This is a genomic window from Neomelitea salexigens DSM 19753 (assembly GCF_000422345.1).
Classification (GTDB): Bacteria; Pseudomonadota; Gammaproteobacteria; order Pseudomonadales; family Spongiibacteraceae; genus Spongiibacter; species Spongiibacter marinus_A.
In genome coordinates this window covers 77601-104216 of the sequence record NZ_AULP01000006.1, presented here as the reverse complement: position 1 = coordinate 104216, position 26616 = coordinate 77601, and the positions used below count along the sequence as shown (strand labels likewise).

Below are 26616 nucleotides of genomic sequence, written 5' to 3'. Positions count from 1 at the left end.
GAAACGGGCATCCTAGCAGAGAATGCTTTATTATTCGCCTTCGCCAATTCAGGCCTACAGCAATAAATATTAAAGCCAGTATCGCATGCCCGTGTTCCGCACTCTCATACTGCTGATGATCAGCAGCTACGGCGCCGCCAGCCTCGCGCAAGGCGCGGCAGAACAACGCTGTGGGCCGATCAGTAGCGAACAACTGGACGCTGACATCTCCCAGCTGCCCGCCTACTACCAGCACTGGAACTGGCTACCTCAGGAATACCTGCCCGAATCGGTGCGCTGTAATATGGCGCCGGGCTGCGCCGGTCGCTTTGTGGAACCCGCTCGCGACTGGAGCGGTTCGCAGTTAAGCCCCACTGAGGCGCCATTAGTCGTCTCTGCCGATACCATCGAGTCGGTGGGTGACCGCGCCACCATGTCCGGCGACGTACAACTGCGCAAAGGCAATCTCAGCCTGGACGCCGGCTATGCTCGCTACCGACGCAGCGACAGCAGCGTGATGCTGCGAGACAGCGTAGTGCTGCGACAGCCCGGCTTTATGCTGCGCGGCCAAAGTGCCGAGCTAGATACCAATCAAGGCCTGGGCGAACTGCTCGAAGCAGAAATTCTCAGCTATCAAACCGGCGCACGAGGCAGCGCCGGGCGCATAGCACGCCCCGCCTTCGACCGCTTTGAACTGGAAGCGGCCAGCTATACCCAGTGCACACCCGACAACGAGACCTGGTCACTACATGCCAAAAGCATTGAGCTGGACTACGACAGCGGCCGGGGGGTAGCGCGCGGCGCAACCGTGCGTATCTATGATGTACCGGTGTTCTACACCCCGTATTTAAACTTTCCCGTTGACGACCGCCGCAGCACCGGCTTTTTGTTTCCGACGCTGGGCTTCTCCAACAATAGCCTGGATATTTCGACCCCCTACTACCTCAACCTCGCGCCAAATTATGACCTCACCCTGGCACCGCGCTATATCGAGACCCGCGGCGAAGCCTTAGAGGGGGAGTTTCGCTACCTGAATAAATACTCCGAGTGGTCCATCAATGGCAGCTATTTGCCAGACGACCAAACCAAGAAGGATGATCGCTGGCTGCTCGGTATTGCCGAGCAGGGTTTTATGGGTGAGAGCTGGTATAGCAAGGTCGATTACACGCGGGTAAGCGACGACAGCTATTTCGACGACCTCGGTCTCGCTAACCTCGCCGTTAAGCGCAGCACCCACCTCAACCAAAAAGCGGAACTGGGCTATCTCGGCGACAATTGGAGCGGGCATTTGGAAGTGCAGCGCTACCAAACCATCGCCGCCGTTGACGACCCCTACCAAAAACTTCCGCAGCTCACCCTCAACTATCAATCACCGGCGCGAAACTTTCAGCTAGAGCCCTCGCTGGAATTTGAATATTCGCGCTTTGATCACCGAGATGCGGTGAGCGACGGCGGAAATAAAATTACCGGCCAGCGCGTATACGGGGCGGCTGGGGTTAGCCTCCCCATGCGCTGGCGCTGGGGCTTTATCGAGCCGGCGCTGAAAAGCCGCCACGTCGCTTACGAACTGGAAGACGCCGACAAGATCGGCGTCAACGACAACCCCAGCGCCAGCTCTAATCAGTTGAGTGTCGACGCCGGCTTATTTTTTGAGCGCGAACTCCAGCTAGCGGACAAGGCGCTTACCCAAACGCTAGAGCCACGCATTTACTACCGCAATGCAGAATACGAAGACCAGAGCGATCAGCCGGACTTTGACAGCGCCGCGTTAACCTTTACCTACCAGCAACTGTTTCGCGATACCCGCTTTACCGGCCACGACCGCCTTGGTGATGCCGATCAATTGGCGATTGGCGTGAGCAGCCGCTTTATCGATAACAATCTCGGCAGAGAATTTCTCAGTTTTAGCCTCGGCCAGCTCTACTATTTTGAAGAAGGCCGCGTTCAGCTACCCGGCGACCCCGAACGCAAAAGCAGTAACTCCGACATTGCCAGCCAGTTGCGCTGGTCGCCGAGCAATCGCCATAGCGTCAATGCCGACCTGCTTTACGACGCCCGCCAAGGCACACTCAATCAAAGCAACCTGCGCTACCATCGACGCAATGACGACGGCAGCGTCATCAACCTCGGCTACAGCATCCGCCGCGAAGGCAACCAATTTGGCGGCCTGGAAAATGATGTACGGCAGGTAGACGCCTCAATCGCCATGCCGCTGAACAACCAGTGGAAGCTATTTGCAAAAACCCAATATGATTTGGAAGATAACCGCTCGGTCGAGAACCTGATTGGCGCGGAGTATCAAAACTGCTGCTGGCTAACGCGGATTGTCTATCAGCAGGCACTGGAACCCGATGACAATAGCAGGTCTAATACCAGTGACACTGAAACAAATTCTGCCATCTTAGTTGAATTTCAGCTCAAAGGGCTGGGTGGTCTGGGCACGGCCGTTACCAGCGTACTTAAAGAAAGCATCCTTGGTTACCAATCGAATGAATAAACTGAAAACACCCCTGCTCGCTTCCCTGTGCATGCTGCTGTTTAGCGTGGCTAGCCATGCCGAAACCCAGTGGCTGGACCGCATCGTCGCTATTGTCGACGAGGATATTATTCTCGCCAGCGAAGTGGATGAGCGGCTCACCAGCGTCCAGCAAAACATTGCCCGCTCCGGCCAGCAAGGGCCACCGGAAGATCAGCTGCGCCGTGAAATTCTCGACCTGCTGATCCTGGAGAATATCCAGCTACAAATGGCCGACCGCGTCGGTCTGCGCATTGACGACGAGCAACTCACCGCTGCCGTTGGCCGCGTGGCCGCCAAAAACAATATGACGCTTGAGCAGTTCCGTCAGGCCCTGCTCGACAGCGGCGCATCGTACCGCGATGTGCGCGAGCAAATACGCCGCGAAATGCTTTTGCAACGCGTGCAGATGGGCAACGTTAACCAGCGTATTCAAATTACCGACCAGGAAGTCACCAACTACTTAAACTCCGAAGAAGGCCGCGCCCGTACATCGCCCGAGTATCGCCTGGCACACTTATTGGTGCCGGTAGCGTCTGATGCCAGCGACGCCGATCGCGAGCGCGCACGTCAACAAGCCCAGCAACTAGCGGCCAAACTGCGTAAGGGCGCTGACTACAACAGCCTCGCCCAAGGCAGTGTCAACGCCAGCGACCTCGGCTGGCGGCGTGAGACCGATCTGCCCTCGCTGTTTGCCAGCGTAGCCCCAAATATGAGCGATGGCGGCGTATCAGAGCCCCTGCAAAGTGCCAGTGGCTACCACGTTATTCAGCTGCTGGAGAGCCGTGGCCTTAACGAGACCGTCGCACAAACTCGCGCCAGCCACATCTTGTTAAAACCATCGGCGATTCGCAGCGAGGCACAAACCCTCAGCTTGGCGAAAGAACTGCGCCAGCGAGTGCTCAATGGCGACTCCTTCCGCGACCTTGCCAAGGAATACTCCGAAGACATCGGCTCCGCCCAGGAAGGAGGTGACCTTGGCTGGACGTCGCCGGGGCAATTGGTTCCCGAGTTTCAGCAAGCCATGGAAGACACCGCCATCGGCGATATCAGTGAGCCAGTGAAAAGTAACTTTGGCTGGCACATTATTAAAGTGGTGGATAGACGCCAGCAAAACGTCAGCCAAGACTTGCGCAAGCGCATGGCTCGCAATGTCTTGCACGAGCGTAAATACCAAGACGAACTGGATATCTGGCTGCGTAAAATCCGCGCTGAAGCTTACGTCGATATCAAGCTCTAATGTTGCCGCGTATCGCCATTACGCCGGGCGAGCCCGCAGGGGTTGGCCCGGAGCTACTTATTCAAATTGCTCAGCAAGAGTGGCCCGCAGAGTTGGTGGCCTACGCCGACCCGGCGCTGCTCACTGAGCGCGCCTCGGCGCTCGGCTTGCCCATCTCGCTCAGCCCCTTCGACGCCGCGTCACCCCGCCCCCATCAGCCGGGACGCATCAGCATTGCCCCGGTTGCGTTAGCTGCACCGGCGCAACAGGGGGTATTGAATACGGCCAACGCCGACTATGTTTTAGCCTGTCTGCGCGCGGCAACCGACGCCTGTTTACACGGCGAGTGCCAGGCCATGATGACGGGGCCCGTGCAAAAATCGGTCATTAACGACGCCGGCATCGCCTTCAGCGGCCACACAGAGTTTCTCGCCGAGCGCTGCCAGGTAGAAAAAGTGGTGATGATGCTGGCCAGCGCTGCAATGCGCGTGGCGCTGGTGACAACCCATCTGCCGCTAAGCGCCGTGCCAGCGGCGATCACCTCCCTTGAACTGGAGCGTACCCTCGATATTCTTCACCGCGAGTTGCGTGAACGCTTTGGCTGCCAACAACCGAGAGTGTTAGTGTTGGGCTTAAACCCCCACGCTGGCGAAGGCGGCCACATGGGACGGGAAGAAATAGAGACGATAGAACCGGTATTGGCGAGCTATCGCGCCAAAGGCTGGCAATTGATTGGCCCGCTTCCCGCCGACACAGCCTTCACACCCCGCCACTTAGAGCAGTGTGACGCGGTATTGGCGATGTATCACGACCAAGGGCTGCCGGTACTGAAATATCAGAGTTTCGGCCAAGCCGTTAATATCACCCTGGGCCTGCCCATTATTCGCACCTCTGTCGACCACGGCACGGCACTTGACCTTGCCGGCAGCGGGCGCGCAGACCCGGGCAGCATGGCAACAGCCATGCGCTATGCTATTGATATGGCCGGCCACGCAGCGAGCAACACACTATGAGTACTCATCGCGCCCGCAAGCGCTTTGGCCAAAACTTCCTGCACGACCGCGGCATTATTCAAGGGATCGTGCGTGCAGTTACACCGCGAGAAAATCATCGCTTACTGGAAATCGGCCCCGGTCAGGGCGCCATCACCGCCGAATTGCTGGCCAGCGGCTGCCAACTGCATGTGATTGAGCTGGACCGCGATTTGATCCCGATCCTGGAAGAGAAATTCGCGACCCGCGACAACTTCCATCTGCACGAAGGCGACGCGCTCAAATTTGATATTGCCGCGCTGGCTGGCGATGCACCACTACGGGTGGTCGGCAACCTCCCCTACAATATTTCAACGCCGCTGATCTTTCACTTGCTCAGCGCCCAGCACCGCATTACCGACATGCACTTCATGCTGCAAAAGGAAGTTGTTGACCGCCTGGCCGCGCAGCCGGGCAGCAAGGCCTACGGACGACTAGGTATCATGGCGCAGTATTACTGCGAGGTAGAGGCCCTGTTTGATGTACCCCCCGAGTCGTTTTCGCCGCGCCCCAAGGTAATGTCCTCTATTGTTCGGCTCACCCCACACAAGACCCTGCCCTGCCCCGCAGACGATGTTAACGTCTTGCAGCGCGTACTCAGAGAGGCCTTTACCATGCGCCGCAAGACGCTGCGCAACAACCTAAAGAACACCCTCAACGATGAACAACTGCAGGCGCTGGGCCTCAACCCCGGCGCTCGCCCCGAGACACTCCAGTTGGCAGACTTCGTCGCCATTGCCAATTATATTAGTCGCAACCCCGTTTAATCAGGACCCGCATGCCAGACAGCAACCCCGTACACATTCAGGTTGAAAGCGAGTTTCTCGCCGACCAATCCGCACCGGAAGAATCGCGCTACGCCTTCGCCTATACCATTACCATCAACAATACTGGCGACGAGGCCGTGCGCCTGCTCAACCGCCACTGGATCATTACCGATGGCGACAATCAGGTTCAGGAAGTGCAGGGCGAGGGCGTTGTCGGTAAACAACCACTCATCGAGCCAGGCGAGTCCTTCAGCTATACCTCGGGCGCCGTTATCGACACCGCTGTCGGCACGATGGAGGGCAGTTACGAGATGATCAGCGCCTCTGGTCGGCGTTTTATCGCCCCCATCGGTATCTTCTCACTCGCCCAGCGCTCGGCGCTGCACTAAGAGCCCCGTGGCGCGCTACGCAGTTGGAGACTTGCAGGGTTGCCTACAGCCACTGCTGTGCCTGCTCGATGAAGTTGCCTTTAATCCTGCCCGCGACGAACTTTGGCTCGTTGGCGATCTGGTCAACCGTGGCCCCGACTCGCTAGACACCCTGCGCTATCTGTACCGTATTCAAGACAGCGTAAAGATCACCCTGGGGAATCACGACCTCCACTGCCTGGCGCTGGCCCGTGGCTTCACTCAAAAAGGGCGCCACCCCAGCCTGGAGGCCTTACTCAAGGCTCCAGAGCTCGCCACGCTGATGGACTGGCTACAACAGCAGGCGCTGGTGCTCCGCAGCGATGACGGGCGCTATGTCATGAGCCATGCCGGGATACCGCCGCTATGGACCACACAGCAGGCACTTGCGCTGTCGGCAGAGCTGGAAAGCACCTTGCGCAACCCCACTGAAGCGGCCCAGTTTTTTCGCCACATGTACGGTAACGCGCCCGCCCTCTGGCACGACGACCTACAGGGCCATGACAGACGGCGCTGTATTACCAATTACCTGACCCGCATGCGAATTTGTAGCGAGCAGGGTGAGTTGGAACTGACATTCAAAGGCGCGAGGCAGGACATCCCGCCGCCCTACCGCCCCTGGTTTGAATGGCCACAACCGGCGCGCAGCGAAATACAACTATTCGGCCACTGGGCCGCGCTGGAAGGCCGCACCGAAAACCCGAACATCATTGCCTTAGACAGCGGTTGCGTCTGGGGGCGGCACATGACGCTGCTAAATATGGAGAGCGGCGAGCATCACCGCTGCGACTGCCCCAGCCATTAAGCCCCCACTTCCCAGCAACCAAGAAATAGCGGAGTATGCCACCCTATGGACATCTATTTAGTCGGCGGTGCAGTCCGCGATGAACTGCTGGGCTACCCCTTCCATGAACGCGACTGGCTGGTGGTCGGTGCGACGCCAGAGACCTTGCTCAAACAGGGCTATGAGCAAGTTGGCAAAGACTTTCCGGTGTTTTTGCACCCCGAAACAAAAGAAGAGTATGCGCTGGCGCGCAGAGAACGCAAAACCGCCGCAGGCTATCACGGCTTTCAGTGTGAATTTGGCCCGGAAGTCTCCCTTGAAGATGACCTACTGCGCCGCGACCTGACCATCAATGCCATCGCCAAAAGCGCTGCCGGCGACATTATCGACCCCTACAATGGCCGCAGGGATATTGAGCGTCGCCTGCTTCGCCACGTTTCACCCGCCTTCAAAGAAGACCCCTTGCGTATCTTTCGCGTGGCGCGCTTTACCGCCCGCTACGCCCACCTGGGCTTCACAATCGCCGATGAAACCCGCGCGCTGATGCGCGAAATGTCGACGCCGCAAGAGCTGCAGGCCTTAAGCCCGGAACGCATATTGGTAGAGATCAACAAAGCGCTCAGTGAACGCACACCCACTGCCTTCTTTAACGCCTTACTGGACTGCCAGGCACTGCCCACCTTGTATCCGCAATGGGCTTCCAGCCTGGACAGCGACTTGCTCGGTGCGCTGGACACTTCTGCCAACGCCCCACTCCAAGGCCCTGAGGTCCGCTTTGCACTGAGCTGCAGCAAGCTCGACACCACCGCTAGCCTAAAATTGTGCAAACAACTCCACGCCAGCAAAGCGGCTAGCCAGCTAGCGCAGCTCGGCGCGAGCTTGCTGCCGCTCTCTACAGCACTGGGCAGCCAGCCCAGCGCGGAGTGTGTGTTAGCGATACTGGAGAAGCTAGACTATCTGCGACGCCCACAGATATTGACGGAATTTTGCCAGCTTGCCGACTTGCGCGGCGAAAGTGGTGACTACCTGAATTTACTGACCCAAGCGGCTGATACCTTAGCGAAGATTAACGCTCAAGACTTTATCGCCAAGGGGATAACCGGCGCCGCATTGGGCAAAGCCCTGAGAAACGCCCGACTGGAGCAGTTGCAGCAGTTTATCAATGCAGCTTAATCAGACGCGATCGCCGCGCTCAATCACAATGCCAACTTCCTCGGCATAGTGCAGCGCGTCGGGCTTGGCTAACCGCAAGCGCAACCACGGTACACCGAACTCTTCACGAACAAGCATCGCGCAGCGCTCAGCGAGCGTTTCCACCAGCTTGAATTCACTGCCGCGAATAAACCCGCACAGACGCTCGCTTATGGCCTGATAGTCCAGCGTCAAGGCAATATCTTCGGAGGCCGCGGCAGCACGGATGTCATAGCCCAGCTCCAGGTCCAGAATCACGGTCTGACGATGCGCGCGCTCGTAGTCGTGGATGCCGATAATGGTATCCACCTGCAACCCACGCACATACACAGTATCCATGACGACTAGCGCTCCAAACCCGGCAATTCATTCATTGGCCAACGCGGCTTAACCTGCACCGCCAGCGTTTCGCTCTGCCCCGCCAACAGGCGACAACAACCGGCGTAAGCGATCATTGCACCGTTATCGGTACAGTAAGCAGGGCGCGGATAATACACAGCTGCGCCAATTGTCGCCAGCCGCCCTTCCAAACGCTCACGCAGTGCTGTGTTGGCGCTCACCCCTCCGGCAATCACCAGCCGCTTCAAGCCCTCCTGCTTCAGTGCGCGCAGGCATTTAATAGTCAGCGTGTCGACCACCGCTTCCTGAAAAGCGGCGGCAATATCGTTGCGATCGCCGTCACTCAACTGCCCATCGACCCGACACTCGGCCACGGTATTTAAGGTGTAGGTTTTCAGGCCACTAAAGCTGAAGTCTAAGCCGGGGCGATTAACCATCGGCCGAGGGAAGGTAAAGCGGGACACATCACCCTGAGCAGCGGCCTTCGCCAACTGGGGGCCACCGGGATAGGGAAGGCCGAGCATCTTCGCGGCCTTGTCGAATGCTTCGCCGGCGGCATCGTCCAGCGACTCGCCTAACAAGCGATAGTTACCAATGCCATCCACACGAACAAGTTGTGTGTGACCACCAGACACCAATAACGCAATGAAAGGAAACTCCGGCGCGGTGTCCTCTAACATGGGCGCCAATAAATGCCCTTCCATATGGTGTACCGCCAATGCCGGCACGCCCCAGGCGTATGCCATTGCGCGCCCGGCGCAGGCCCCCACCATCAGCGCGCCAGCAAGCCCTGGACCAGCGGTATACGCTACGGCATCGATATCGCTGCCACGCAAATTGGCGCTATCCAGCACCTGGCGCACCAGCGGTAGCAATTTGCGAACATGGTCTCGGGACGCCAATTCGGGGACGACACCACCAAATTCCGCATGCAGCGCAATCTGACTATAGAGCGCATCGGCCAACAAGCCCCGCTCACTGTCGTAAATCGCCACACCTGTTTCGTCACAGGAGCTTTCTAGTCCCAGTACCCGCACAGCCTACCTATTTGCTCCACCGATTGAGCGCGCATGATACTGATTTCCACACAATGGCACCAGATAAGGCGCTTTTTACTTTGCATTTTCACAAATGAGCGTTTAGAATTCTGCGCCCTTGGAGTGCCACCTTTAGTTAATTGGGTGGACCGATTAGAATTCATTGCCAAATTTTATCAGGACAGGTTTAACGAATGCCTTCAGTCAAGATCAAAGAAAACGAGCCCTTTGATATCGCTCTGCGCCGCTTCAAGCGCTCTTGCGAAAAAGCCGGTGTACTCGCTGAGGTTCGCCGTCGCGAATTCTACGAGAAGCCCACAGCGGTTCGTAAGCGTCAGGCTGCGGCGGCGGTTAAACGCCACGCGAAGAAAGTCTCTCGCGAAATGAAAAAGCAGCAACGTCTCTACTAAGTTGCTCAGCGGGTGCGACCAGCACCTGCTTTCAGTGCGACAACGCGCTACCATAAATGGGCGGCTAAAAGCCGCCCGTTTTTGTGCCTGACACATTTATCTTTTCCGCCCTACTGCAGAGGACAGACACCATGAGCCTTAAGCAATCGCTGACTGACGCCATGAAAGCGGCTATGCGGGCGAAAGAGAAAGAGCGCCTGGGCGCCATTCGTTTGGTACTCGCTGAATTCAAGCGTATCGAGGTGGATGAACGCATAGAGGTCGAAGACGCGCGCGGCCTGGCCGTCCTCGACAAAATGTGCAAACAGCGTCGCGACTCCATTAGTCAGTATGAAGAAGCCGGGCGCACAGAGCTTGCCGAGCAAGAGCGCTTTGAAATGGCCATTATCCAGGAATTCATGCCCGCGCCGCTCAGCGACGAGGAGCTAGACGCACTGATTGATAAGGCTATTGCCGACAGCGGTGCAGACTCCGTAAAAGCCATGGGGCAGGTGGTCGCACTGGTCAAACCCGCCGCCCAAGGCCGCGCGGACATGGGCAGTGTGAGCCGCAAAATCAAAGAGCGACTCAGCCAATAATCGCCAGCTGGCTAGCCAAGCACGTGCCTGCTAGGCTAGCCATTCCGCCTTCGGAATAACGCCAGTGGCCGCAAAAGGACGCATCCCGCAATCTTTTATCGACGACCTGTTGTCGCGGGTGGATATTGTCGATGTTATTAACCGGCGCGTGTCGCTAAAAAAGACAGGCCGCAACTACACTGCCCGCTGCCCGTTTCACGAAGAGAAAACCCCCTCTTTCAGCGTTAATCCCGACAAGCAGTTCTACTACTGCTTTGGTTGCGGCGCAGCCGGCAACGCCATTGGTTTTATCATGGACTACGACCGCCAGGACTTTCCCTCGGCGATCGATAGCCTCGCCCATAGTGCCGGCCTGGAAGTTCCTCGCGAAGAGCTCAGCCCCCAGCAAGCACAGCGCCAGCAGCGCCGCAAAACGATTTACGACGCCATGGAACAACTGGCCGCGTTCTACCAAAACCAGCTGCGCCAGCACCCTCAAGCCCAACGCGCCGTCGACTACCTGAAACAACGCGGCCTCAGCGGACAAATCGCCCGCGACTTCGGCATCGGCTTCGCACCGCCGGGCTGGGACAATGTACTAAAGAGCTTTGGCAGCAACGACGAGTCACGCCAGCAACTGCTGGATGCCGGCATGCTGGTAGAAAAAGAGGACAGCGATAAAGTCTACGACCGCTTCCGCGACCGCATTATGTTTCCTATCCGCGACAACCGGGGCCGCGTCGTCGCCTTCGGTGGTCGCGTACTGGGCGACGACAAGCCCAAATACCTAAACTCCCCGGAAACCGACATCTTCCACAAAGGCCGCGAGCTATACGGCCTCTATGAAGCCAGGCAGTACAACCGCCAGCTCGAGCGGGTGATCATTGTCGAGGGCTATATGGATGTGGTCGCCCTCGCGCAGTACGGCATTCGCTGCGGCGTGGCGACCCTGGGCACTGCCAGCAATAGCGACCATTTGCGCACCGCCTTTCGCTACTGCAGTGAAATCGTGTTTTGCTTCGACGGCGACGACGCCGGCCGCCGAGCGGCGTCGCGAGCACTGGAAAATGCGCTGCCCACTATGGAAGACGGCCGCCGCATTCGCTTTTTATTCCTCGCCGAGGGCGAAGACCCCGACGACACCGTCAGACGCGTCGGCGGCCCCGGCTTTGAAGCACTGGTCGCCCGCGCCGCACCGCTGGAGGAGTACTTCTTCGACGCCTTCAACGACCGCCTTGACCCAGCCACCCTCGAGGGCAAAGCGGCACTCGCCAAACTCGCCACACCGCTGCTAGTTCAATTGCCGGACGGCGTGTTTCGCGAGCTTATGTTCGATGAGCTGGCCAAACGCAGCGGCCTGAGCCGCGCCGCACTCGACAAGCTGCGCGAGCGCAGCGAGGCAGAGGCCCAAACCGCTGCGCAACCGGGTGCCGCTGACGAAACGCCATCACCAGAACAACGCAAACCTAAAAACACGGACACTGAGCGCCTGCTCGGCAGCCTGCCGGACAACAAGCGCGACCCGGCACTGTTTGCACTAGCTATGTTGCTGTACGCCCCAGGGACCATCGCCGCCTCCACCACCGCACTGAAGGCCGCGCCGCCCTCGCGCACGAGCGAGCTGTTGGAAGAAATATTATCCCTGCTGCAAAAACGCCCGGAGTCCTCCACAGCCATGCTGCTCGGGCACTGGCACGGCCAGCCGCAATATTTACTGCTGACCGAAGCACTAAAAACCATTGAACTGCTGGGCGCCACCCTGGATGACCAGCGCGCCAAAACGGCTTTTTTTGACACCCTCAACTACTTCGAGGAGCGCCAGCGCGATCGCGACCTAGAAGTCCGCCTGGAGAGCCTTCGCGAGCGCGACGAAGTCGACAAAGGCCCCGACGGCAACTACGCTGAACTCAGTGATGACACCAAAGCTCAGCTCAAACACGTACAGCAACTGCTGGCCAATAAACACCAGCGCTAAGCGACGGCGGTAGAAATAGATAGGCAATTCTGAACAGAGCCTGTTTTTGCTGGTCGTAGACCATACAGCTGGGGTATAATACGCGGCTGTTTTTTCACCTGCACCTACGAGTATTTTGCAAGAATGAATGATTCCACTCATCAATCGCGCCTCAAACAACTCATTGCCAAAGGCAAGGAGCAGGGATACCTGACCTATTCCGAGGTTAATGACCACCTTCCCGAGGACATCTCCGATCCGGATCAGGTTGAAGAAATCATCCAGATGATCAACGACATGGGCATCCAGGTCTTTGAGCATGCACCGGATGAAGACACACTGATCATGACCGGCGGCGACTCCTCTGACGACATCGCCGCCGCCGAAGCTGCCGCCGCACTGGCCGCAGTGGAAACCGAAACAGGTCGCACCACCGACCCTGTTCGCATGTACATGCGTGAAATGGGCACCGTCGAGCTGCTGACGCGCGAAGGCGAGATCGTTATCGCCAAGCGCATCGAAGAAGGCATCCGCGATGTGATGGCCGCACTGGCCTACTACCCAGGCATCGTCCCAAGCGTACTGGCCGAGTACGACAAAGTTGCCGCCGAAGAGCGCCGCTTGGGCGATATCATGAGCGGCTACCTCGACCCCGCCGACAACGTGCCCTCGCCACAGGCGCAGGCCGCTGCCGCAGCGGAGTCCAGCGACGACGATGAAGAAACCAGCTCTGGCCCCGATCCAGAAGAGGCGCGCGTCCGCTTTACTGCCTTGCAAAAACAGCAAGACAAAGTCGAGAAGAGCATCGCCAAGAACGGTCGCTACAGCAAGCAAACCGCGAAAGAGCTGGCGGCACTGGGCGAACTGTTTAAGTTCTTCAAACTGACGCCCTCCATGTTCGATCCGCTGATTGAAGAAGTGCGCACCACGCTCAGCTCAATTCGCGCGCTCGAAAAAGAAATTATGCTGATCTGCGTGAAAAACGTCGGTATGGATCGCAAAGAGTTTATCCGCAGCTTCCAGGGCAACGAAGCCAATGCTGACTGGGTGGACGAGCACAGCAGCAAATACCCGGCACTGGCCGACTACAAGCCGACGCTGGCGCGAATCCAGTCGCGCATTGCGGCCATTGAAGAGCGCCAGGATCTGACGATTTCCGACATTAAAGAAATCAACCGTCGCATCTCTATCGGCGAGGCGCGAGCGCGTCGCGCGAAGAAAGAGATGGTTGAGGCGAACCTGCGTTTGGTTATCTCTATCGCGAAGAAATACACCAACCGCGGACTTCAATTCCTGGATCTGATTCAGGAAGGCAATATCGGCTTGATGAAGGCCGTAGATAAATTCGAATACCGCCGCGGCTATAAGTTCTCAACTTATGCCACCTGGTGGATTCGTCAGGCGATTACCCGTTCAATCGCCGACCAAGCGCGCACTATCCGTATTCCCGTGCACATGATCGAAACCATCAACAAGCTAAACCGTATTTCTCGGCAGATGCTGCAAGAGATGGGCCGTGAGCCGACCCCAGAAGAACTGGGCGAGCGCATGGAAATGCCTGAAGATAAAGTTCGCAAAGTGCTGAAGATCGCCAAAGAGCCGATCTCCATGGAAACGCCAATTGGCGACGATGAAGACTCGCACCTGGGCGACTTCATTGAGGACACCACGATCTCCTCGCCGGTAGACTCAGCCACGGGTGAAGGCCTACGCGAAGCAACCAAAGATGTATTGGCAGGGCTTACCGCCCGCGAAGCCAAAGTGCTGCGCATGCGTTTCGGTATCGATATGAACACCGACCACACCCTCGAAGAGGTCGGCAAACAATTCGATGTTACCCGTGAGCGGATTCGTCAGATTGAAGCCAAGGCGCTGCGTAAACTGCGTCACCCTACGCGCTCAGATCATCTGCGCAGCTTCCTCGACGAGTAAACCTCTGTAGCGGCGGCTCCTGCGAGCCGCCCTTGTCAGCCCCGAAAACAGCGGAAGAACGACCTTGTTAGCTCGCACATTACGCCATGTTACTGTTTGCCTGACGCTCGCTATTACCGCTTGCGGATCAACGCCGGAAGAGGCACCCGCTCCACCAGTTATGGATGAGCATGCAGTGCAAGCAAAGCAGCTGGAAGAGGCCTTGCAAACTGCGATCAACTTCGTCAACAAAGGTCACTTTTACGTGGCCGAAGACCAACTCAGCACACTCGCACACGAGCCGCGTAACGCCACCCGCATCCGCCAGCAAGCGCTCAGTTATCTAACCCTGCTTTACCTGAACAAAGACAACCCACGGGCCAGCACCGCGCGCGCCACCCGCAGCCTGGATCAGCTCAATGTGTTGCATAACGGCCGTCAGAACGAACAGACCGTATTGTTTGAAGCACTGGGCTATGCCCTTGAAGCCCGCGTTCTGCTTGAGCAAGCCCAGCGCCAGGCAGACATTTCTCAGCAGCGCCAGCAACAGCTTGAGCAAGAAGTTCAAGCCCTACAACTGGCCTTAGACAAGCTCCGCCAGCTGTCGCTGCAATAACGCCCTACTGCCCCGCCCGCCGTAAATAAAGCGCCAACTGCTGCTCAAGTACACTGGTGTCTTCTTCGGTTCGTGCAAGCATGATCGGCACAGACCGCCACTGACCGCCTCGCAGCTCTGACAAGAACTCACCAACGCCTTGCTCGTCGGCATGTGGCCCCACCACAAATAACTGCCACGGTCGCTCCGCCAGCATACTGCGCGCCTGTTCAACCGACTCCGCTTGATACACTCGCCAATATTGCGCACCCGGCGACTTGGCGATCACCTTCGCCAGCACTCCGCCCTGCTCCAACAGCATTAGGTTCCCGGCCGCGCCCGCAGGAATTAGCTCGCGCACTGCCGCCGTCAGCTCTTCGCGCTCCACAGGCTTCACCAGATACTCATTGGCGCCCAGCAACAGGCCGAGGTCGCGCTCGTTCAACATCGACTGCATGAGCACCGGCACCGAGCTCAGCTCTGCGTCGCTGCGCAGCGCATGCAGCACTTGCCAGCCATCCATAACCGGCATCATCACATCGAGCACAATCAGGTCTGGGCGCTGCTGGCGAGCCTGCGCCAAGCCATCTGCACCGGAGCTAGCGAGGCGCACACCGTAGCCCTCTCGCTGCAGGTGGCGGCGAACAATCTCCTGAGTATTACTGTCGTCATCAATAACCAGCACATCGGCCAATTCCTCACCGACCACCGCAGCCTGCATCGCGCTGCTTTGCTCGCCGTTAACAGGCAATTTAAGCAAAAAGCGGCTGCCCTCCCCCTCGCGACTCTCCGCGCTCAGGCTGCCGCCCAGCAGCTCGGCAAACTTGCGCGAAATGGTTAAGCCCAGGCCTGAGCCGCCATATTGTTTCGTTGTCGACAAGTCGGCCTGTACAAACGCGTCGAAGACTTTTTCCAACTGCTCCTGGCTCATACCAATGCCGCTGTCAGAGACTTCAAAGCACAGCTCGTCGGGCGCCTCTTGCTCCGCCCAGACTTTCAAGCGAATATCGCCACCGCGGGTGAACTTGGCAGCGTTACTCAGCAAATTCAGCAACACCTGGCGCAGGCGCGTAACGTCAGTGCGCAGCGGCGTTTCTTCCACGTGATAACTGCAGTGAAGGCGGTTATTATTTTTTGCGACCAATGGCTGAGCGGTTACCTCAACATCGCGCAGCACCGAGGTGAGTTCCACCGTCTCCCAGAACACCGCCATGCGCCCGGACTCGATCTTGGATATATCCAGTACATCGTTGATCAACGTAAGTAAGTGCTTACCGGCGAGCTGCACCTTCTCTAAGTCCGCTTGAAGCTGTTCGGCCGGGAGCTGGGGGTCGTCCTCGATCTCCTCAAGCAACATCTCCGAATAGCCAATAATCGCGTTCATCGGCGTGCGAAGCTCGTGACTCATATTCGCCAGAAAACCGCTTTTCGCCTGGTTTGCGGCATCGGCGCGGCGGCTGGCCTCGCGCACCCGCGCCATGGCATTGCGCAGGTTGGACGCCATCTCGTTAAAGGAGGTTGCCAACTGGCCGAATTCGTCATGCCCCATATCCGCAATGCGGTAGTTAAAGTTGCCGCTACCCCACTCAGCGGTGCCTTTCTGCAATTGGCGGATAGAGCGACGGGTATAGCGCGTCATGTAATACCCGAGTACGAAGGTCACAATCAGTGCCAGTAAAAACACCGCCAGTGCCACCTTGTTGGTGAGGCTAACAATGTCCTTCAGTTTGGCATTAATTTCATCGGAGCGAATAAGGAGCAGGAGTTCGTTTTCGCTCAGCTGACGGCTGATGCGCAGGTAATACTCCGCCAACTCACTGGGGGCCTGCAGGGCCTCGGCATCGCCGTCACCCCGCTCCGTCGCCATCACATAGCGCTGCCACCCATCCAGCAGCGTATCCACGCGCAGCGGCGCGAAATCCTCAGGCCGCATAAACTCCTTCAGGTCGCGGCTAAGCTGGCGCTGCAGAGCGCGCAATTGCTCAAGGGCCTGCAAGATCTCGTTGCGCTCATCTTCGCTCAATTGCTGGTTGGCCGCGGACTGATTAAGCGCTTCGACCACGCGCATTTTTCGCTGCAGGCCGTAGAGCTGCTGGCTGAAGGCATTCATTTCTGCCTGGGTATTGATCACGCTTTGCAGCAGCCAGACATTGCGGCGGCGGCTATCGTTGCCCCATACCTGCACGAGCACACTGCCGAGCGATAGCAGCAAAATTGCGACGAATGAAAAGGTCAGGCGGCGTGTAAAACTCATTCGCCGGACTCGAGTAAGGCATCGATCTTCGAGAGTAAGCGAGGCAGATCAACCGGCTTAGTATCGTAGTCGTCACAACCGGCCTCCATTGCCCGCATCCGGTCGTCGGCCATGGCATGAGCTGTGAGCGCTATTAATGGAATGCCCTGCAGCGCCGGATCGGCCTTCATTTCTCTGGCCACCTGCCAGCCATCTTTTACCGGCAAGCTCATATCCAATAGCAACAGGTCTGGCCCATGCTCCCGGCTCATATCAATACCTTGCTGGCCATCTACCGCAAGCAATACATCGTAACCGCGACGCTGCAAACGCCGGCTCAGCATATCCCGGTTCATTTCATTGTCTTCTACCAACAACAGGGTGGCCATATCACATCTCTTTAATAGGCTTACTTAGCATTGCGGCTATCCAGCGCCAACAACTGCGCGTGTAAACTGGGGTTAACCGTCATTCTCAATTCGTAGTTTCCCGCCTCTTTACCGACAATCTTGCCGTACAAAGAAAGCGCACCGTCGGACGAAAACAAGCAGACGTCGACCGGCAATTGCAGCGCTGTGTCGCAGGCCACCAGCAGCGCATTATCGCGACATGCGTGCAGGGTTACCGGGAGGCGCTCAGCCCCCAAACGCTTATCCACCAGCACGCTCATATGCATTGCTATCGGTTGCGCATACTGGTGCCAGGACTCGTCTCTGCCCTCCAGTAACAGGTCGTAAGGCAGGCCAACACCCAGCACTTCACTGAGTTCCAACGGCTCGTCGAGTCCCTTCACCGATACGCTAATACGCTTGCCGCACAGTACTTCAACACGGCTAAATGCCAGGGTGCTGGGCGATACGAGGATCTGGCCAGCAGCGGTGCACGACTCAATGCGCGAGGTTAGGTTCACGTTGTGCCCCACCACACCGTACTTGCTGCGCAACTCGGAACCGATATTGCCCGCAATAACATCGCCGGTATTCAAGCCGATGCCAATTTCAATCGCTGGCAGGCCCTCGGCCACATTGCGCGCATTCACCTTAGCCATGCCCTGCTGCATGGCCACTGCGCAGGCCAGCGCTCGGTCGGCGTCATCATCTTCCCGCAGCGGCGCACCGAAAACGGCCAAAATGCCATCGCCGACAAACTCATCCACCGTGCCGCGATATGCTTGGATCACCTCAGTCATCACCGCCAGATAGTTGTTCAATAGGCTTACACAGCGCTCAGGTTCTAACTGCAAACTAATGGTGGAAAAGTCGCGAATATCGGCCATCAACACCGTCACACGGCGCAGCTCGCCGCCCAGCGTCAGCCCATCGTTGTCATCCAGCAGGCGCTGAACAATCTCATCAGATAAATAGCGGCCAAAGACTTTGCGGATAAACCGCTGGCTCTTCTCCAGCTCGGCGAGATACTCCCGTTCGCGATCCTGCCAGGCCTTGCGCTCCAGCAGTGCCGACACCCTGGCGTTCAGCAGCGTGGCATTAACGGGCTTGATCAAGTAATCACTGGCGCCAGCATCGATGCAATGAATCGCGCCAACTTCATCCTGCACACCACTGATCACCACCACTGGAATGCGTCGCAGTTCCTCATCATCACGAATAGCCTGCAGTACCTCGTAGCCATTCAACCCCGGCATCACCAGGTCCAACAACACGAGATCCGGCCGGGCGCTGCGCATAACCTCCAGGCAGCGCTCGCCACTCGCCGCCTCCACTACCAGATAATCCTGGCGCTGCAATTGCTGCGCGATAAGCTCTCGTCCACTGTCGTTATCATCAACCACTAAAATAGTCGCCGGCTCGGCGCTGCGCGGCCCCGACGACAAACCTCGGCGAAAGCTCTTAAAAATTGCCGATACCGGATCCGTATCATCGCTTTGCTGGTTGGGGCGGCGAAATTTTTCCAGCGCTACGTGGAATTGTCGGGATAAGTCAGCAATTTCTCGCAATGCCCCTGCCTGCGGTGCATCGTCGGCCAAGTCATCCAATACAATTTCCAGGTAGCCTTCGACCACGCCAATATGATTGCGCTGGTCATGGCGAAGCCTTGCCAATGCAGTGTCGTCATCGTGTTCGCCAGCGGCGCTAAGGGAAGCCTCCAGCGCTTGCAGAGCACCGACCACGCGCTCCAGATCCGCCAGCACATCGGGCTGGCCCTGCAACTCAGCGACCACCGAAGACAAGCGGCTGCGCATCGCCGCCAAAGAGGCATACAAGCTTTGGCGAACATCGTCCAAGTACGCCTTCTCTATGCGTTGTTGATCTTTCAAAATAGACTCCGCGCCAGCGTGGTTAGGCCAATTATGGCAGCACCGCTGTAAAATTACACAGAGAATAACGCCAGCGCTCGACTGTCGCTGGCATTGCAGACAAGGCATCTTTATAATGCGCGCTTGGTCAAAAGCTGGCATCAATGACGGCTTGGCAACCACCCTCTCGGGGCCCGTAGCTCAGTTGGTTAGAGCATCCGACTCATAATCGGCAGGTCGACAGTTCAAGTCTGTCCGGGCCCACCATCCACACCCAATCTCTTTAGGCGAGCGCCCTCTTAAAGCTTGCAACTTATCCAAATACACTAGGGAATTGCTCTGGACACATGTAGGCGACAGTTGTGTTGATCCGCAGCGTCTGACGCTCCCATCAAATCGCCCGAACAGGCGCCGAGCGAATTCGCTTAATGCGCGAAAACGTGGCGCTGAATACGCTGCTGGAGAGCGCGGTCAAAGCGTCGAGTGTGCTAACGGCCGACAACCACGTCGCGATACACACCGAATTTGATCCTGCCATTCCCAACTTACTACTCGACCCGGCAAGAATTCGTCAGCTATTAATAATACTCATCGACAATGCCCGACGCTTTAGCTCCTCACAGGGACGCATTCACCTGCAAACAAAACGCGAAGACCAAAACGTTGTGATCACCGTTGAAGAACAGGGGCCGGGCATCGACCCTCAGGAATTGCCCTATATCTTTGACCGGTTTTTTCGCGGCAGCTCGGCCAATAGTCGCGACGCCCATCATTGAGACCCGGCGCGGCGTGGGCTATCGCTTGCTCAGCCCGGTAAACGACTAGGGCGCCTCCCCAACGGCTGTTCAGCCACCGCCCTCTTCGCGACTCTCACGGCATTGCCGGGAACTGGCTGGAGTCGTGCAGCAACGCATCTTTGTTTACAATGCGCCCCCGTGCGCAAATCAGCCAGGCAGGAAGTGGCTAGGCACTGATGCGAGCGCCGCATGTTTATTGGAGCCCCCATGAAGAAAGTTATCGTCATCGCGATAGTGTTCGCTGCGTATGTCGCCGCATCGCCCTACCTCACCGCATACCAACTGTTCACGTCTGCAGAAAACAAGGATGCCGAGGCGCTGGCCGAAAACATCGAATTCCCGATCCTGCGGGAAAACGTAAAAAGCCAGTTAAACGCCTCCCTTTCGCAGCAGCTCGCCAGCGCGGGTAATGACAACCCCTTTGCCGCCATGGGCGCCGCATTTGGCTCGGTGGTCGTCAACTCCATGGTGGATGCGTTCGTCACCCCTGAAGCGATTGGCCGCATGCTCGACACCAACGAGGGCCAGCAAGCCAAAAGCCGCGAACAACAAGAAGCGCAAAAAGCAGAATTCAGAGAAAATTTCAAAGACGCTAAATTGGCATACGCCGCCTGGGACACTTTTCATATCACGCTGCATGAGGGCACTGCAGAGCAAAGTATTTTCGTATTAAGCCGGCGCGACTTTGGCTGGAAACTGACAAATATTATAATGAACTTTTAATGCCCAATAACTTGCTAAGCCTACACCACATTAACTGCACCGACCCGGTTCTCGTCCCGAAGCCACCAATCAAGCAAGCGGGTACCCTCTGCGTTAGAGGCTTGCCCTAGCGACACCCCGCGAACTGTCACCAAGGCGACAATTACACACCGCCCCTTTTGATATGATTCAGCCCGAAAGCGCGATTGCTGCGCCCGACTAATAACTAAAGGGTTTCATCATGCGACTGTTTAAGACTTTGCTGCTGTCACTGCTGGTGGTGGTTGCCATCGCACTGTTTCTTCTCTCCCGGCCGTTGAGCCCCGTAGGCCCGCAGCTGGCGGCAAACACGCCGATCAACCCCGACACAACCACGCTGCGCAACGCCGTTGTTGTCGGCAGCAACTGGGATGGAACGGCCGAAGTTTTCGACCCGGAGACCTTTGATGTGCTGGCGCGTTTTAACTTAGTGCCGGATATCGACGAGCGCTTCGCCGAGATTAATGACAGCCTGTACCGCCGAATTGCCGCTCGTTTTATTCGCCACGTCATTGGTGAAGGCAACGACCAGTTGGTCGACGACTTGTTTCCATCTAAAGATGGCCGCTACCTCTATGTGTCGCGCCCCAGCCTTGCCGATGCCATCGCCCTGGATGTGCTGACCGGGAAAATTGCCTGGCGCACCAAAGTGAAAGGTGTGCGTTCCGATCACGCAGCGCTGTCGCCGGATGGCAGTATTTTCCTGATTTCCGCCTCAACAGGGGGCGTTGTACATGCCATTGATACCGCCACCGGTGAGATCGTCGACAATTTCTATCCCGGTGATCAGCCCCATGAAAGCAACTACTCCAAAGACGGCCAGCGCATTTATCACGCCTCGATTGGCCGAGTGTTCGTCCCCACCACTTCTGACTGGCTGGATTGGCTGAAGGGCGAGCGACGCTTTGTGATAGCCGACGCCAACAGCTACGAAGTGCTCAACACCATTGATATGCGCGAAAAGCTCGAAGAGTACGGCATGGACTGGGTGGACTCAGCAGTGCGGCCGATGGCGGTAATGCCCGATGAGAGCTTTGCCTACCTGCAAATCTCCTTCTTTCATGGCTTCTTCGAATACGACCTGAAAGCGCACCGCATCACCCGTCACATCGACCTGCCAGTGCCGCCGCAAATTGCCGCCCTGCCACTGCGCAAATACCAGCTTAATTCCGCCCACCACGGGCTGGCGCTGAATCACGCTGGCACCAAGCTATGCGTCGCGGCCACCATGTCCGGTTATGCCGCGATCGTTGACCGGGAAACCTTCGAATACAAAACCGTTACCCTGTCAGAGCAGCCGCTTGGCTCCAAGCCGTATTGGTCTACAGAAAGCGAAGACGGCCGACACTGCTATGTATCCAGTAGCGAGCAGGATCGCGTGGTCGTCATCGACTTCGAAACCGCCGAACAGGTCGCCAGTGTGCCCGTCGGCAACCATCCCCAGCGCATTCGCACCGGCCAGCTACTGCTCGCCAACCCACAATAACGCCGCTGCCGCCAATGCCCGGTCGTTGGCGGCAGCTCAAGCACAGAGATTCCCTATAGCCGGAAACCGCTCTCCGGCTTCCCGCCACCCCTTCCGGCCTTATGGCCCCCGTTTGCAAACGGATAATTAATTCACTGGTAATTTATATTGTGAAGTAAACAGGTATCCTCTCCCCCTTGAGGAAGAGGACGAACAATGAATATAAAACCGTGGCTGCTGCTGGCAATCGTCAATTTTCTATCCGCCTGTTCCGAGCCACCACCGCCCGTGCCCGAGGCTGCCGTTGAGCAGCTATCCGTCAACGTAAAACGCTTCCCCGCCGTCCCCTGGTCTTACCCACTGGAAACCTCCGGAGTACTGCAGTCGGCGGAAACGGTCGATATTGCTGCAGAGGCTGCCGGCGTGGTAACAAAAGTGCTCGTCAAAGAAGGCCAAGCGGTTCAGCAAGGCCAGCTGCTCATGCGCCTGGACAACGAGAAGCAAAATTTGCGTGTCGAGCGCGCCCGTGCCATTCGCGCCAGCAGTGAAGCCGATATGGATCAGGCGCAGCGGCAATGGCAAAAATTCAGCCAATTACGCGAAACCGGCGCGGTCTCTGATGACCAGTTGGACAATGCGCGCTCCCACTACGACGCGCTGAAAGCGCGCTTCCAATCTGCGCAAGCGGAGTTAGAGCTGGCGCAGCGTGAACTCGCCGACCGAGACATACGCAGCCCGATCGCCGGTGTGGTTGACGGTGAGCCCATAGAGCAAGGCGAGCGCGTACAACCGGGGCAGGCACTGATCGAAATTCAGGCTCAGGAAGCCCTGCAAGTCACCACATGGGTCAACCAGGCCGAAGTGAATCAGCTAAAGTTGGGCACCCCCGTGGAGGTGCGCAGCGATGCCAGCAATAAGGTGTACCGCGCCAGAGTAGAGGCGATTGCCCAGTCAGCCCACCCCCGCACGGGAAACTTTGAAGTAAAGTGTCGCCTGTCCGACGCCGATGTACTGCTTAGAGAGGGCATGTCAGCCAGTGTGCGCATAGACGTTGAAAGCAACCGTAAAGTGCTCTTTATTCCTCGCACAGCCGTGGTCGACAGACACCGTAAGGCGGTTGTTTTTGTGGTCAACCAAGGAATCGCCGAGCGTCGCGAGCCGCGCTTTGGCCTACCCAGTGGCGACGAGATTCCGGTGTTGTCTGGCCTCGAGTCCGATGAAATGCTGATCCTTTCTCCCCTGGAACTGATTACCGACGGGCTAGCCGTTACTGTCGAGACTCAGCCATGAAGTCCTTTTACGCTTGGTTTATCGACCGCCCCCTGATCGTCAATCTGGTGATGATCATGGGCATTTTGCTGGGTTTTTACAGCCTGCAAACCGGCGCCATTAAAAGCGCCCCCGACCTGTCCAACGGCCGCTTTTCCATCACCACGCTGCGGCCCGGCGCCAGCGCCGAGAAAATGGAGCTCAGCGTTACCGTGCCGCTGGAGGAAGAGCTGGAGTCTGTCGACGGTATTCGCGAACTGCGCTCGAATAGCGCCGAAGGCATGTCGCTGATTCAGGTCAACGCCGACCCCGAGGCAGATAAGGCGCAGCTGGCCGAAATGGCCAGAGACCTGCAGCGCGCCATAGACCGCGCCCAATCCCGCCTGCCGACAGACCTGCTGGAAAAACCCTTGCTGGTGGAAGCCAAGTCAGCAGACTTCCCTGTGGCCATCGTGATGCTGTACGGCCAAGCACCGGAAGCCACACTGCGCAAACTGGCGCGCTCGCTGCAAGATCAATTGCGCTCGCTTCGCGGAGTTCGCGGTGTCGACCGCCTGGGCTATCGCGACCGCGAAATACATATTCAACTCGACCCGCTGAAACTGGACCGCCTTGGCGTGTCCTACGCAGAAATAGAACGCGCCATCAAAAGCCGCAATGTCACTGAAACGGGCGGCTCGCTGGCCTCCTTTGTCGGGGAGCAAGACATCGTTGCGGTGGGCGAGTTTAGCGAGCCCAAAGAAGTCGCCTCGGTGATCGTGCGAAGCGACGGCTACGGCAACCACCTGCGAATAAAAGATCTGGCAAAAGTGACCGAGGGCTTTTCCGAAGCCACCGTCTCCTATTACAAGGGCGGCTTGCAGGGCATTGTGCTCACCGTTCGCGCGCAGGCAGACAGCAACGACCTGACGCTGTCGGAAGATATTAAAAGCCTGCTCAATACATTTAGGAAAAACCTGCCCAGCACCGTGCAGTTATCGGTCGTCGACGACGGCGCCGATATCACCAAGGTGGTGATCTCTACCCTGCTGGACAACGCCATGCTGGGCGCGATCCTGATCACCCTGGTGCTGTTGTTCTTCTTCCCCTGGCGCTCGACCTTCTGGGTTGTCGTCGGCATACCCGTCGCCGTGCTGCTCGGCATCGCGCTAATGCCGATCTTTGGCGTGACCTACAACACCGTCGCCTTCGTCGCCATCATTCTAATGCTCGGCCTGCTCGTGGATGACGCCATTGTCACCAGCGAGAGCATCTACAGCCATTTTGAGTCAGGCATGTCGATTCGAGACGCTGCCGTGAATGGGGTAAACAGTGTTTCCAGCCCGGTTATTACCGGTGCCTTAACCACCGTGTTTGCCATGATGCCCCTGCTCCTGATCGGCGGGGAAGACGCCAAGTTTATGTGGGTGATCCCGGCAACCGTCGTGCTGATTATTCTCGCCTCGCTTTTCGAATGTTTGATTTTACTGCCCTCCCACATCGCCGAATCGCTGAAACGCGCCGAGGCCGGGCGCGACAAGGCAAGCTGGTTTCGCCATGTGCAACACTTCTATGCCGCCACCCTGACGCCCATGCTGAGGCGACCTATGATCGCTATGTCGGGTGGGCTGGCACTCTTTTTCCTGTCCATCGTCATGCTCTCGCATTACCTGCAGTTTGAAAGCTACCCCGACACCGATGCCACCGACATCACCATTGGTATCGAGATGCCCGCAGGCACGACTATCGATACCACGGCCGCCGTGATCAACCGCATTGAGCAACGCGCGCTGGAGACCATTCCCGATGGCATTATCACCGGCCACTTCTCTGTTGTTGGTGAATGGAACGATCCAAATAGCGACGATATGATCCAAGTAAAATCTCCGTCGCTGGGTAAAGTGCAACTCACCCTGGTGTCCGGGCGACACCGGGAGCTTAGCGCCGCCGAGATTCGCGACCGCCTCAAGCAACTGCGGCCGGAGTTTACACAGGCGATACGCTTTGTCGTCGACATTGAAAACGAGCAACCGCCGGTGGGTACGCCGGTTGAAGCGCGGGTGATTGCCCACTCCGACGAAGTGCGCGGCGAAATTGCCGACGCGCTGATGACCTGGCTGAGCGAACAGCGCGGTGTTACCGAGGTATGGACCAGCTACACCCCCGGCAAAAACCTGATCGAACTCAAACTGGATTATGCCGCAACCGCCAATGCCGGTATCGCAGTCGCGGATGTCACCCGCGCACTGCGCATTGCCTACGACGGTCTGCTGGTCGAAGAGTTGCAAACCGTCGAGGAGCGCATTCGCTATCGCCTGGAGCTACAGGACAAGTACCGCAACGACATCAATGCACTGCGCTCACTCACCGTATTGAGCCCAAGTGGCGAGCAAGTGCCACTGCGCAATATTGCCCAATTCCAGGTGCGCCAGGGCCAAGCGGTTATCGCACACTACGGCGGTCGCCGCGCTGAAACCATCCGCGCGGAGGTGAACCGCGACCAACTGTCGGTGGTGGACATCAATCACCGCCTACAAGCCTGGTTAGATGAAAAACAATTTGCAGCGAAATACCCGGGAGTCCGGGTTGAGTTGGGCGGCGAACTGGTCGCACAGGCCGAAACCGCTGAGTCGATGGGCACCGGCCTGATGATTGTACTGGTCAGCATCTTTTTCCTGATGGTGTTGCTGTTCAATTCCCTCAGTCAGCCTTTGATTATTATGGCGGTCATCCCGCTGGCCTTTGTCGCCGTGCTGATCGTGCTGACCCTGCACGGTTTCGTGCTGGGCGTTTCGGCCATTGTCGGCTTCCTTGGCCTGGCCGGCGTGCTGGTGAACAGCTCACTGGTTCTGGTGGATAAAGTGAATAAGCTCCACCACCAAAGTGGGCAGCCAGGTGCGATTGTTGAGCGCAGCGCCATTGCCGAAGCCGCCGCCGTACGGCTGCGCCCCATTTTAATTACCGCCCTTACCACCAGCGCCGGACTCGGCCCTGCAGCCTACGGTATTGCCGGTGCGCACCCCACCCAGACGCCGATGATCATGGTGATGTTCTGGGGCGGGATTGTCGGCGCGATCACCACCCTGTATACCGTGCCGCTGATGCTGGCCATCGACAGCGATATCCGCCTCTGGTGGCAAAGCCAGCGCCAGCGGCGCAGCAGTGCCGCCCAGTAGTGC

Annotated in this window: 22 protein-coding genes and 1 tRNA gene; 18 read left to right on the top strand and 5 right to left on the bottom strand. The window is 57.6% G+C overall.

Annotation, left to right across the window (positions count from 1 at the left end; genetic code table 11):
• The first annotated feature begins 91 nt into the window (after positions 1 to 91).
• Genes H573_RS0110640 through H573_RS0110610 form a run of 7 tightly spaced genes read left to right on the top strand, consistent with a single transcriptional unit; the run spans position 92 to position 7875 of the window.
• The gene (locus tag H573_RS0110640; protein WP_205618932.1) at positions 92 to 2476 is read left to right on the top strand and encodes an LPS-assembly protein LptD; all 2385 of its coding nucleotides are present in this window, start codon (positions 92 to 94) and stop codon (positions 2474 to 2476) included.
• On the top strand, positions 2469 to 3734 hold the full coding sequence (locus tag H573_RS0110635) for a peptidylprolyl isomerase (protein ID WP_027874258.1): 1266 nt from the start codon (positions 2469 to 2471) through the stop codon (positions 3732 to 3734). The genes H573_RS0110640 and H573_RS0110635 overlap by 8 nt, the downstream gene beginning before the upstream one ends.
• On the top strand, positions 3734 to 4726 hold the full coding sequence (pdxA, locus tag H573_RS0110630) for a 4-hydroxythreonine-4-phosphate dehydrogenase PdxA (RefSeq protein ID WP_036256517.1): 993 nt from the start codon (positions 3734 to 3736) through the stop codon (positions 4724 to 4726). The genes H573_RS0110635 and pdxA overlap by 1 nt, the downstream gene beginning before the upstream one ends.
• A complete protein-coding gene (rsmA, locus tag H573_RS0110625) occupies positions 4723 to 5511 on the top strand; it encodes a 16S rRNA (adenine(1518)-N(6)/adenine(1519)-N(6))-dimethyltransferase RsmA (RefSeq protein WP_027874256.1) in 789 nt (262 codons plus the stop codon). The genes pdxA and rsmA overlap by 4 nt, the downstream gene beginning before the upstream one ends.
• 11 nt (positions 5512 to 5522) lie before the next feature.
• Positions 5523 to 5900, top strand: a complete 378-nt coding sequence (gene apaG, locus H573_RS0110620; RefSeq protein ID WP_027874255.1) for a Co2+/Mg2+ efflux protein ApaG — start codon at positions 5523 to 5525, stop codon at positions 5898 to 5900.
• A gap of 7 nt (positions 5901 to 5907) precedes the next feature.
• Entirely contained in the window at positions 5908 to 6723 is an 816-nt protein-coding gene (locus H573_RS0110615; RefSeq protein WP_027874254.1) for a symmetrical bis(5'-nucleosyl)-tetraphosphatase, read from the top strand.
• A gap of 45 nt (positions 6724 to 6768) precedes the next feature.
• Entirely contained in the window at positions 6769 to 7875 is a 1107-nt protein-coding gene (locus H573_RS0110610; RefSeq protein WP_027874253.1) for a tRNA nucleotidyltransferase/poly(A) polymerase-related protein, read from the top strand.
• On the opposite strand, the gene folB is transcribed toward H573_RS0110610, so the two are convergent.
• Together folB and tsaD are read right to left on the bottom strand one after the other, a co-directional pair.
• Complete coding sequence (folB, locus tag H573_RS0110605) at positions 7876 to 8232, bottom strand: dihydroneopterin aldolase (RefSeq protein WP_027874252.1); 357 nt, start codon at positions 8230 to 8232, stop codon at positions 7876 to 7878. It abuts the gene before it with no gap.
• Positions 8233 to 8237: 5 nt separating this feature from the next.
• The gene (gene tsaD / locus H573_RS0110600; protein ID WP_027874251.1) at positions 8238 to 9269 is read right to left on the bottom strand and encodes a tRNA (adenosine(37)-N6)-threonylcarbamoyltransferase complex transferase subunit TsaD; all 1032 of its coding nucleotides are present in this window, start codon (positions 9267 to 9269) and stop codon (positions 8238 to 8240) included.
• 194 nt (positions 9270 to 9463) lie between these two features.
• Between tsaD and rpsU the strand changes: the two genes are divergently transcribed.
• The 5 genes from rpsU to H573_RS0110575 all read left to right on the top strand — a co-directional run bounded on the left by rpsU (position 9464) and on the right by H573_RS0110575 (position 14717).
• Positions 9464 to 9679: a 30S ribosomal protein S21 gene (gene rpsU / locus H573_RS0110595; RefSeq protein WP_027874250.1), complete on the top strand. Its 216-nt coding sequence runs from the start codon at positions 9464 to 9466 to the stop codon at positions 9677 to 9679.
• A 131-nt stretch (positions 9680 to 9810) separates the two neighbouring features.
• Positions 9811 to 10257 carry a GatB/YqeY domain-containing protein gene (locus H573_RS0110590; RefSeq protein ID WP_027874249.1) on the top strand — a complete coding sequence of 149 codons (447 nt, stop codon included), beginning with the start codon at positions 9811 to 9813 and terminating at the stop codon, positions 10255 to 10257.
• 64 nt (positions 10258 to 10321) lie between these two features.
• Positions 10322 to 12211 carry a DNA primase gene (gene dnaG, locus H573_RS0110585; RefSeq protein WP_027874248.1) on the top strand — a complete coding sequence of 630 codons (1890 nt, stop codon included), beginning with the start codon at positions 10322 to 10324 and terminating at the stop codon, positions 12209 to 12211.
• A gap of 123 nt (positions 12212 to 12334) precedes the next feature.
• On the top strand, positions 12335 to 14122 hold the full coding sequence (gene rpoD, locus H573_RS0110580) for an RNA polymerase sigma factor RpoD (RefSeq protein ID WP_027874247.1): 1788 nt from the start codon (positions 12335 to 12337) through the stop codon (positions 14120 to 14122).
• A 175-nt stretch (positions 14123 to 14297) separates the two neighbouring features.
• Complete coding sequence (locus H573_RS0110575) at positions 14298 to 14717, top strand: hypothetical protein (protein ID WP_154653873.1); 420 nt, start codon at positions 14298 to 14300, stop codon at positions 14715 to 14717.
• 4 nt (positions 14718 to 14721) lie between these two features.
• Here H573_RS0110575 and H573_RS19050 read toward each other — a convergent pair whose 3' ends face one another.
• Genes H573_RS19050 through H573_RS19045 form a run of 3 tightly spaced genes read right to left on the bottom strand, consistent with a single transcriptional unit; the run spans position 14722 to position 19207 of the window.
• Positions 14722 to 16950 (bottom strand): ATP-binding protein, encoded by a 2229-nt coding sequence (locus H573_RS19050; protein WP_051171207.1) that lies wholly within the window; start codon positions 16948 to 16950, stop codon positions 14722 to 14724.
• Complete coding sequence (locus H573_RS0110565) at positions 16947 to 17318, bottom strand: response regulator (RefSeq protein ID WP_027874245.1); 372 nt, start codon at positions 17316 to 17318, stop codon at positions 16947 to 16949. Before H573_RS0110565 ends, H573_RS19050 begins: the two co-directional genes overlap by 4 nt.
• 20 nt (positions 17319 to 17338) lie before the next feature.
• Positions 17339 to 19207, bottom strand: a complete 1869-nt coding sequence (locus H573_RS19045) for an adenylate/guanylate cyclase domain-containing protein (protein ID WP_161624255.1) — start codon at positions 19205 to 19207, stop codon at positions 17339 to 17341.
• 169 nt (positions 19208 to 19376) lie between these two features.
• Here H573_RS19045 and H573_RS0110555 point away from each other — a divergent pair.
• From H573_RS0110555 to H573_RS0110530, 6 genes are all read left to right on the top strand, one after another.
• Positions 19377 to 19453 (top strand) — tRNA-Ile (locus H573_RS0110555).
• Positions 19454 to 19614: 161 nt separating this feature from the next.
• The gene (locus H573_RS0110550) at positions 19615 to 19962 is read left to right on the top strand and encodes an ATP-binding protein (RefSeq protein ID WP_027874244.1); all 348 of its coding nucleotides are present in this window, start codon (positions 19615 to 19617) and stop codon (positions 19960 to 19962) included.
• Positions 19963 to 20190: 228 nt separating this feature from the next.
• Positions 20191 to 20706: a DUF2939 domain-containing protein gene (locus tag H573_RS19040; RefSeq protein WP_161624254.1), complete on the top strand. Its 516-nt coding sequence runs from the start codon at positions 20191 to 20193 to the stop codon at positions 20704 to 20706.
• A gap of 220 nt (positions 20707 to 20926) precedes the next feature.
• Entirely contained in the window at positions 20927 to 22210 is a 1284-nt protein-coding gene (locus H573_RS0110540; RefSeq protein WP_036256512.1) for a YncE family protein, read from the top strand.
• A gap of 195 nt (positions 22211 to 22405) precedes the next feature.
• Positions 22406 to 23479 carry an efflux RND transporter periplasmic adaptor subunit gene (locus tag H573_RS0110535; RefSeq protein WP_027874242.1) on the top strand — a complete coding sequence of 358 codons (1074 nt, stop codon included), beginning with the start codon at positions 22406 to 22408 and terminating at the stop codon, positions 23477 to 23479.
• Entirely contained in the window at positions 23476 to 26613 is a 3138-nt protein-coding gene (locus tag H573_RS0110530; RefSeq protein ID WP_027874241.1) for an efflux RND transporter permease subunit, read from the top strand. Before H573_RS0110535 ends, H573_RS0110530 begins: the two co-directional genes overlap by 4 nt.
• Positions 26614 to 26616 lie beyond the last annotated feature (3 nt).

Excerpts from the sequence above, each read along its gene's own strand:
- apaG (WP_027874255.1), top strand. The coding sequence starts at position 5,523 with ATGCCAGACAGCAACCCCGTACACATTCAGGTTGAAAGCGAGTTTCTC.
- H573_RS19040 (WP_161624254.1), top strand. The coding sequence starts at position 20,191 with ATGAAGAAAGTTATCGTCATCGCGATAGTGTTCGCTGCGTATGTCGCC.
- H573_RS0110535 (WP_027874242.1), top strand. The coding sequence starts at position 22,406 with ATGAATATAAAACCGTGGCTGCTGCTGGCAATCGTCAATTTTCTATCC.
- folB (WP_027874252.1), bottom strand. The coding sequence starts at position 8,232 with ATGGATACTGTGTATGTGCGTGGGTTGCAGGTGGATACCATTATCGGC.
- H573_RS0110530 (WP_027874241.1), top strand. The coding sequence starts at position 23,476 with ATGAAGTCCTTTTACGCTTGGTTTATCGACCGCCCCCTGATCGTCAAT.
- H573_RS0110540 (WP_036256512.1), top strand. The coding sequence starts at position 20,927 with ATGCGACTGTTTAAGACTTTGCTGCTGTCACTGCTGGTGGTGGTTGCC.
- pdxA (WP_036256517.1), top strand. The coding sequence starts at position 3,734 with ATGTTGCCGCGTATCGCCATTACGCCGGGCGAGCCCGCAGGGGTTGGC.
- H573_RS19050 (WP_051171207.1), bottom strand. The coding sequence starts at position 16,950 with ATGAGTTTTACACGCCGCCTGACCTTTTCATTCGTCGCAATTTTGCTG.
- rpsU (WP_027874250.1), top strand. The coding sequence starts at position 9,464 with ATGCCTTCAGTCAAGATCAAAGAAAACGAGCCCTTTGATATCGCTCTG.
- rpoD (WP_027874247.1), top strand. The coding sequence starts at position 12,335 with ATGAATGATTCCACTCATCAATCGCGCCTCAAACAACTCATTGCCAAA.
- H573_RS0110565 (WP_027874245.1), bottom strand. The coding sequence starts at position 17,318 with ATGGCCACCCTGTTGTTGGTAGAAGACAATGAAATGAACCGGGATATG.
- rsmA (WP_027874256.1), top strand. The coding sequence starts at position 4,723 with ATGAGTACTCATCGCGCCCGCAAGCGCTTTGGCCAAAACTTCCTGCAC.
- H573_RS0110635 (WP_027874258.1), top strand. The coding sequence starts at position 2,469 with ATGAATAAACTGAAAACACCCCTGCTCGCTTCCCTGTGCATGCTGCTG.
- H573_RS0110610 (WP_027874253.1), top strand. The coding sequence starts at position 6,769 with ATGGACATCTATTTAGTCGGCGGTGCAGTCCGCGATGAACTGCTGGGC.
- H573_RS0110590 (WP_027874249.1), top strand. The coding sequence starts at position 9,811 with ATGAGCCTTAAGCAATCGCTGACTGACGCCATGAAAGCGGCTATGCGG.
- H573_RS0110550 (WP_027874244.1), top strand. The coding sequence starts at position 19,615 with ATGCGCGAAAACGTGGCGCTGAATACGCTGCTGGAGAGCGCGGTCAAA.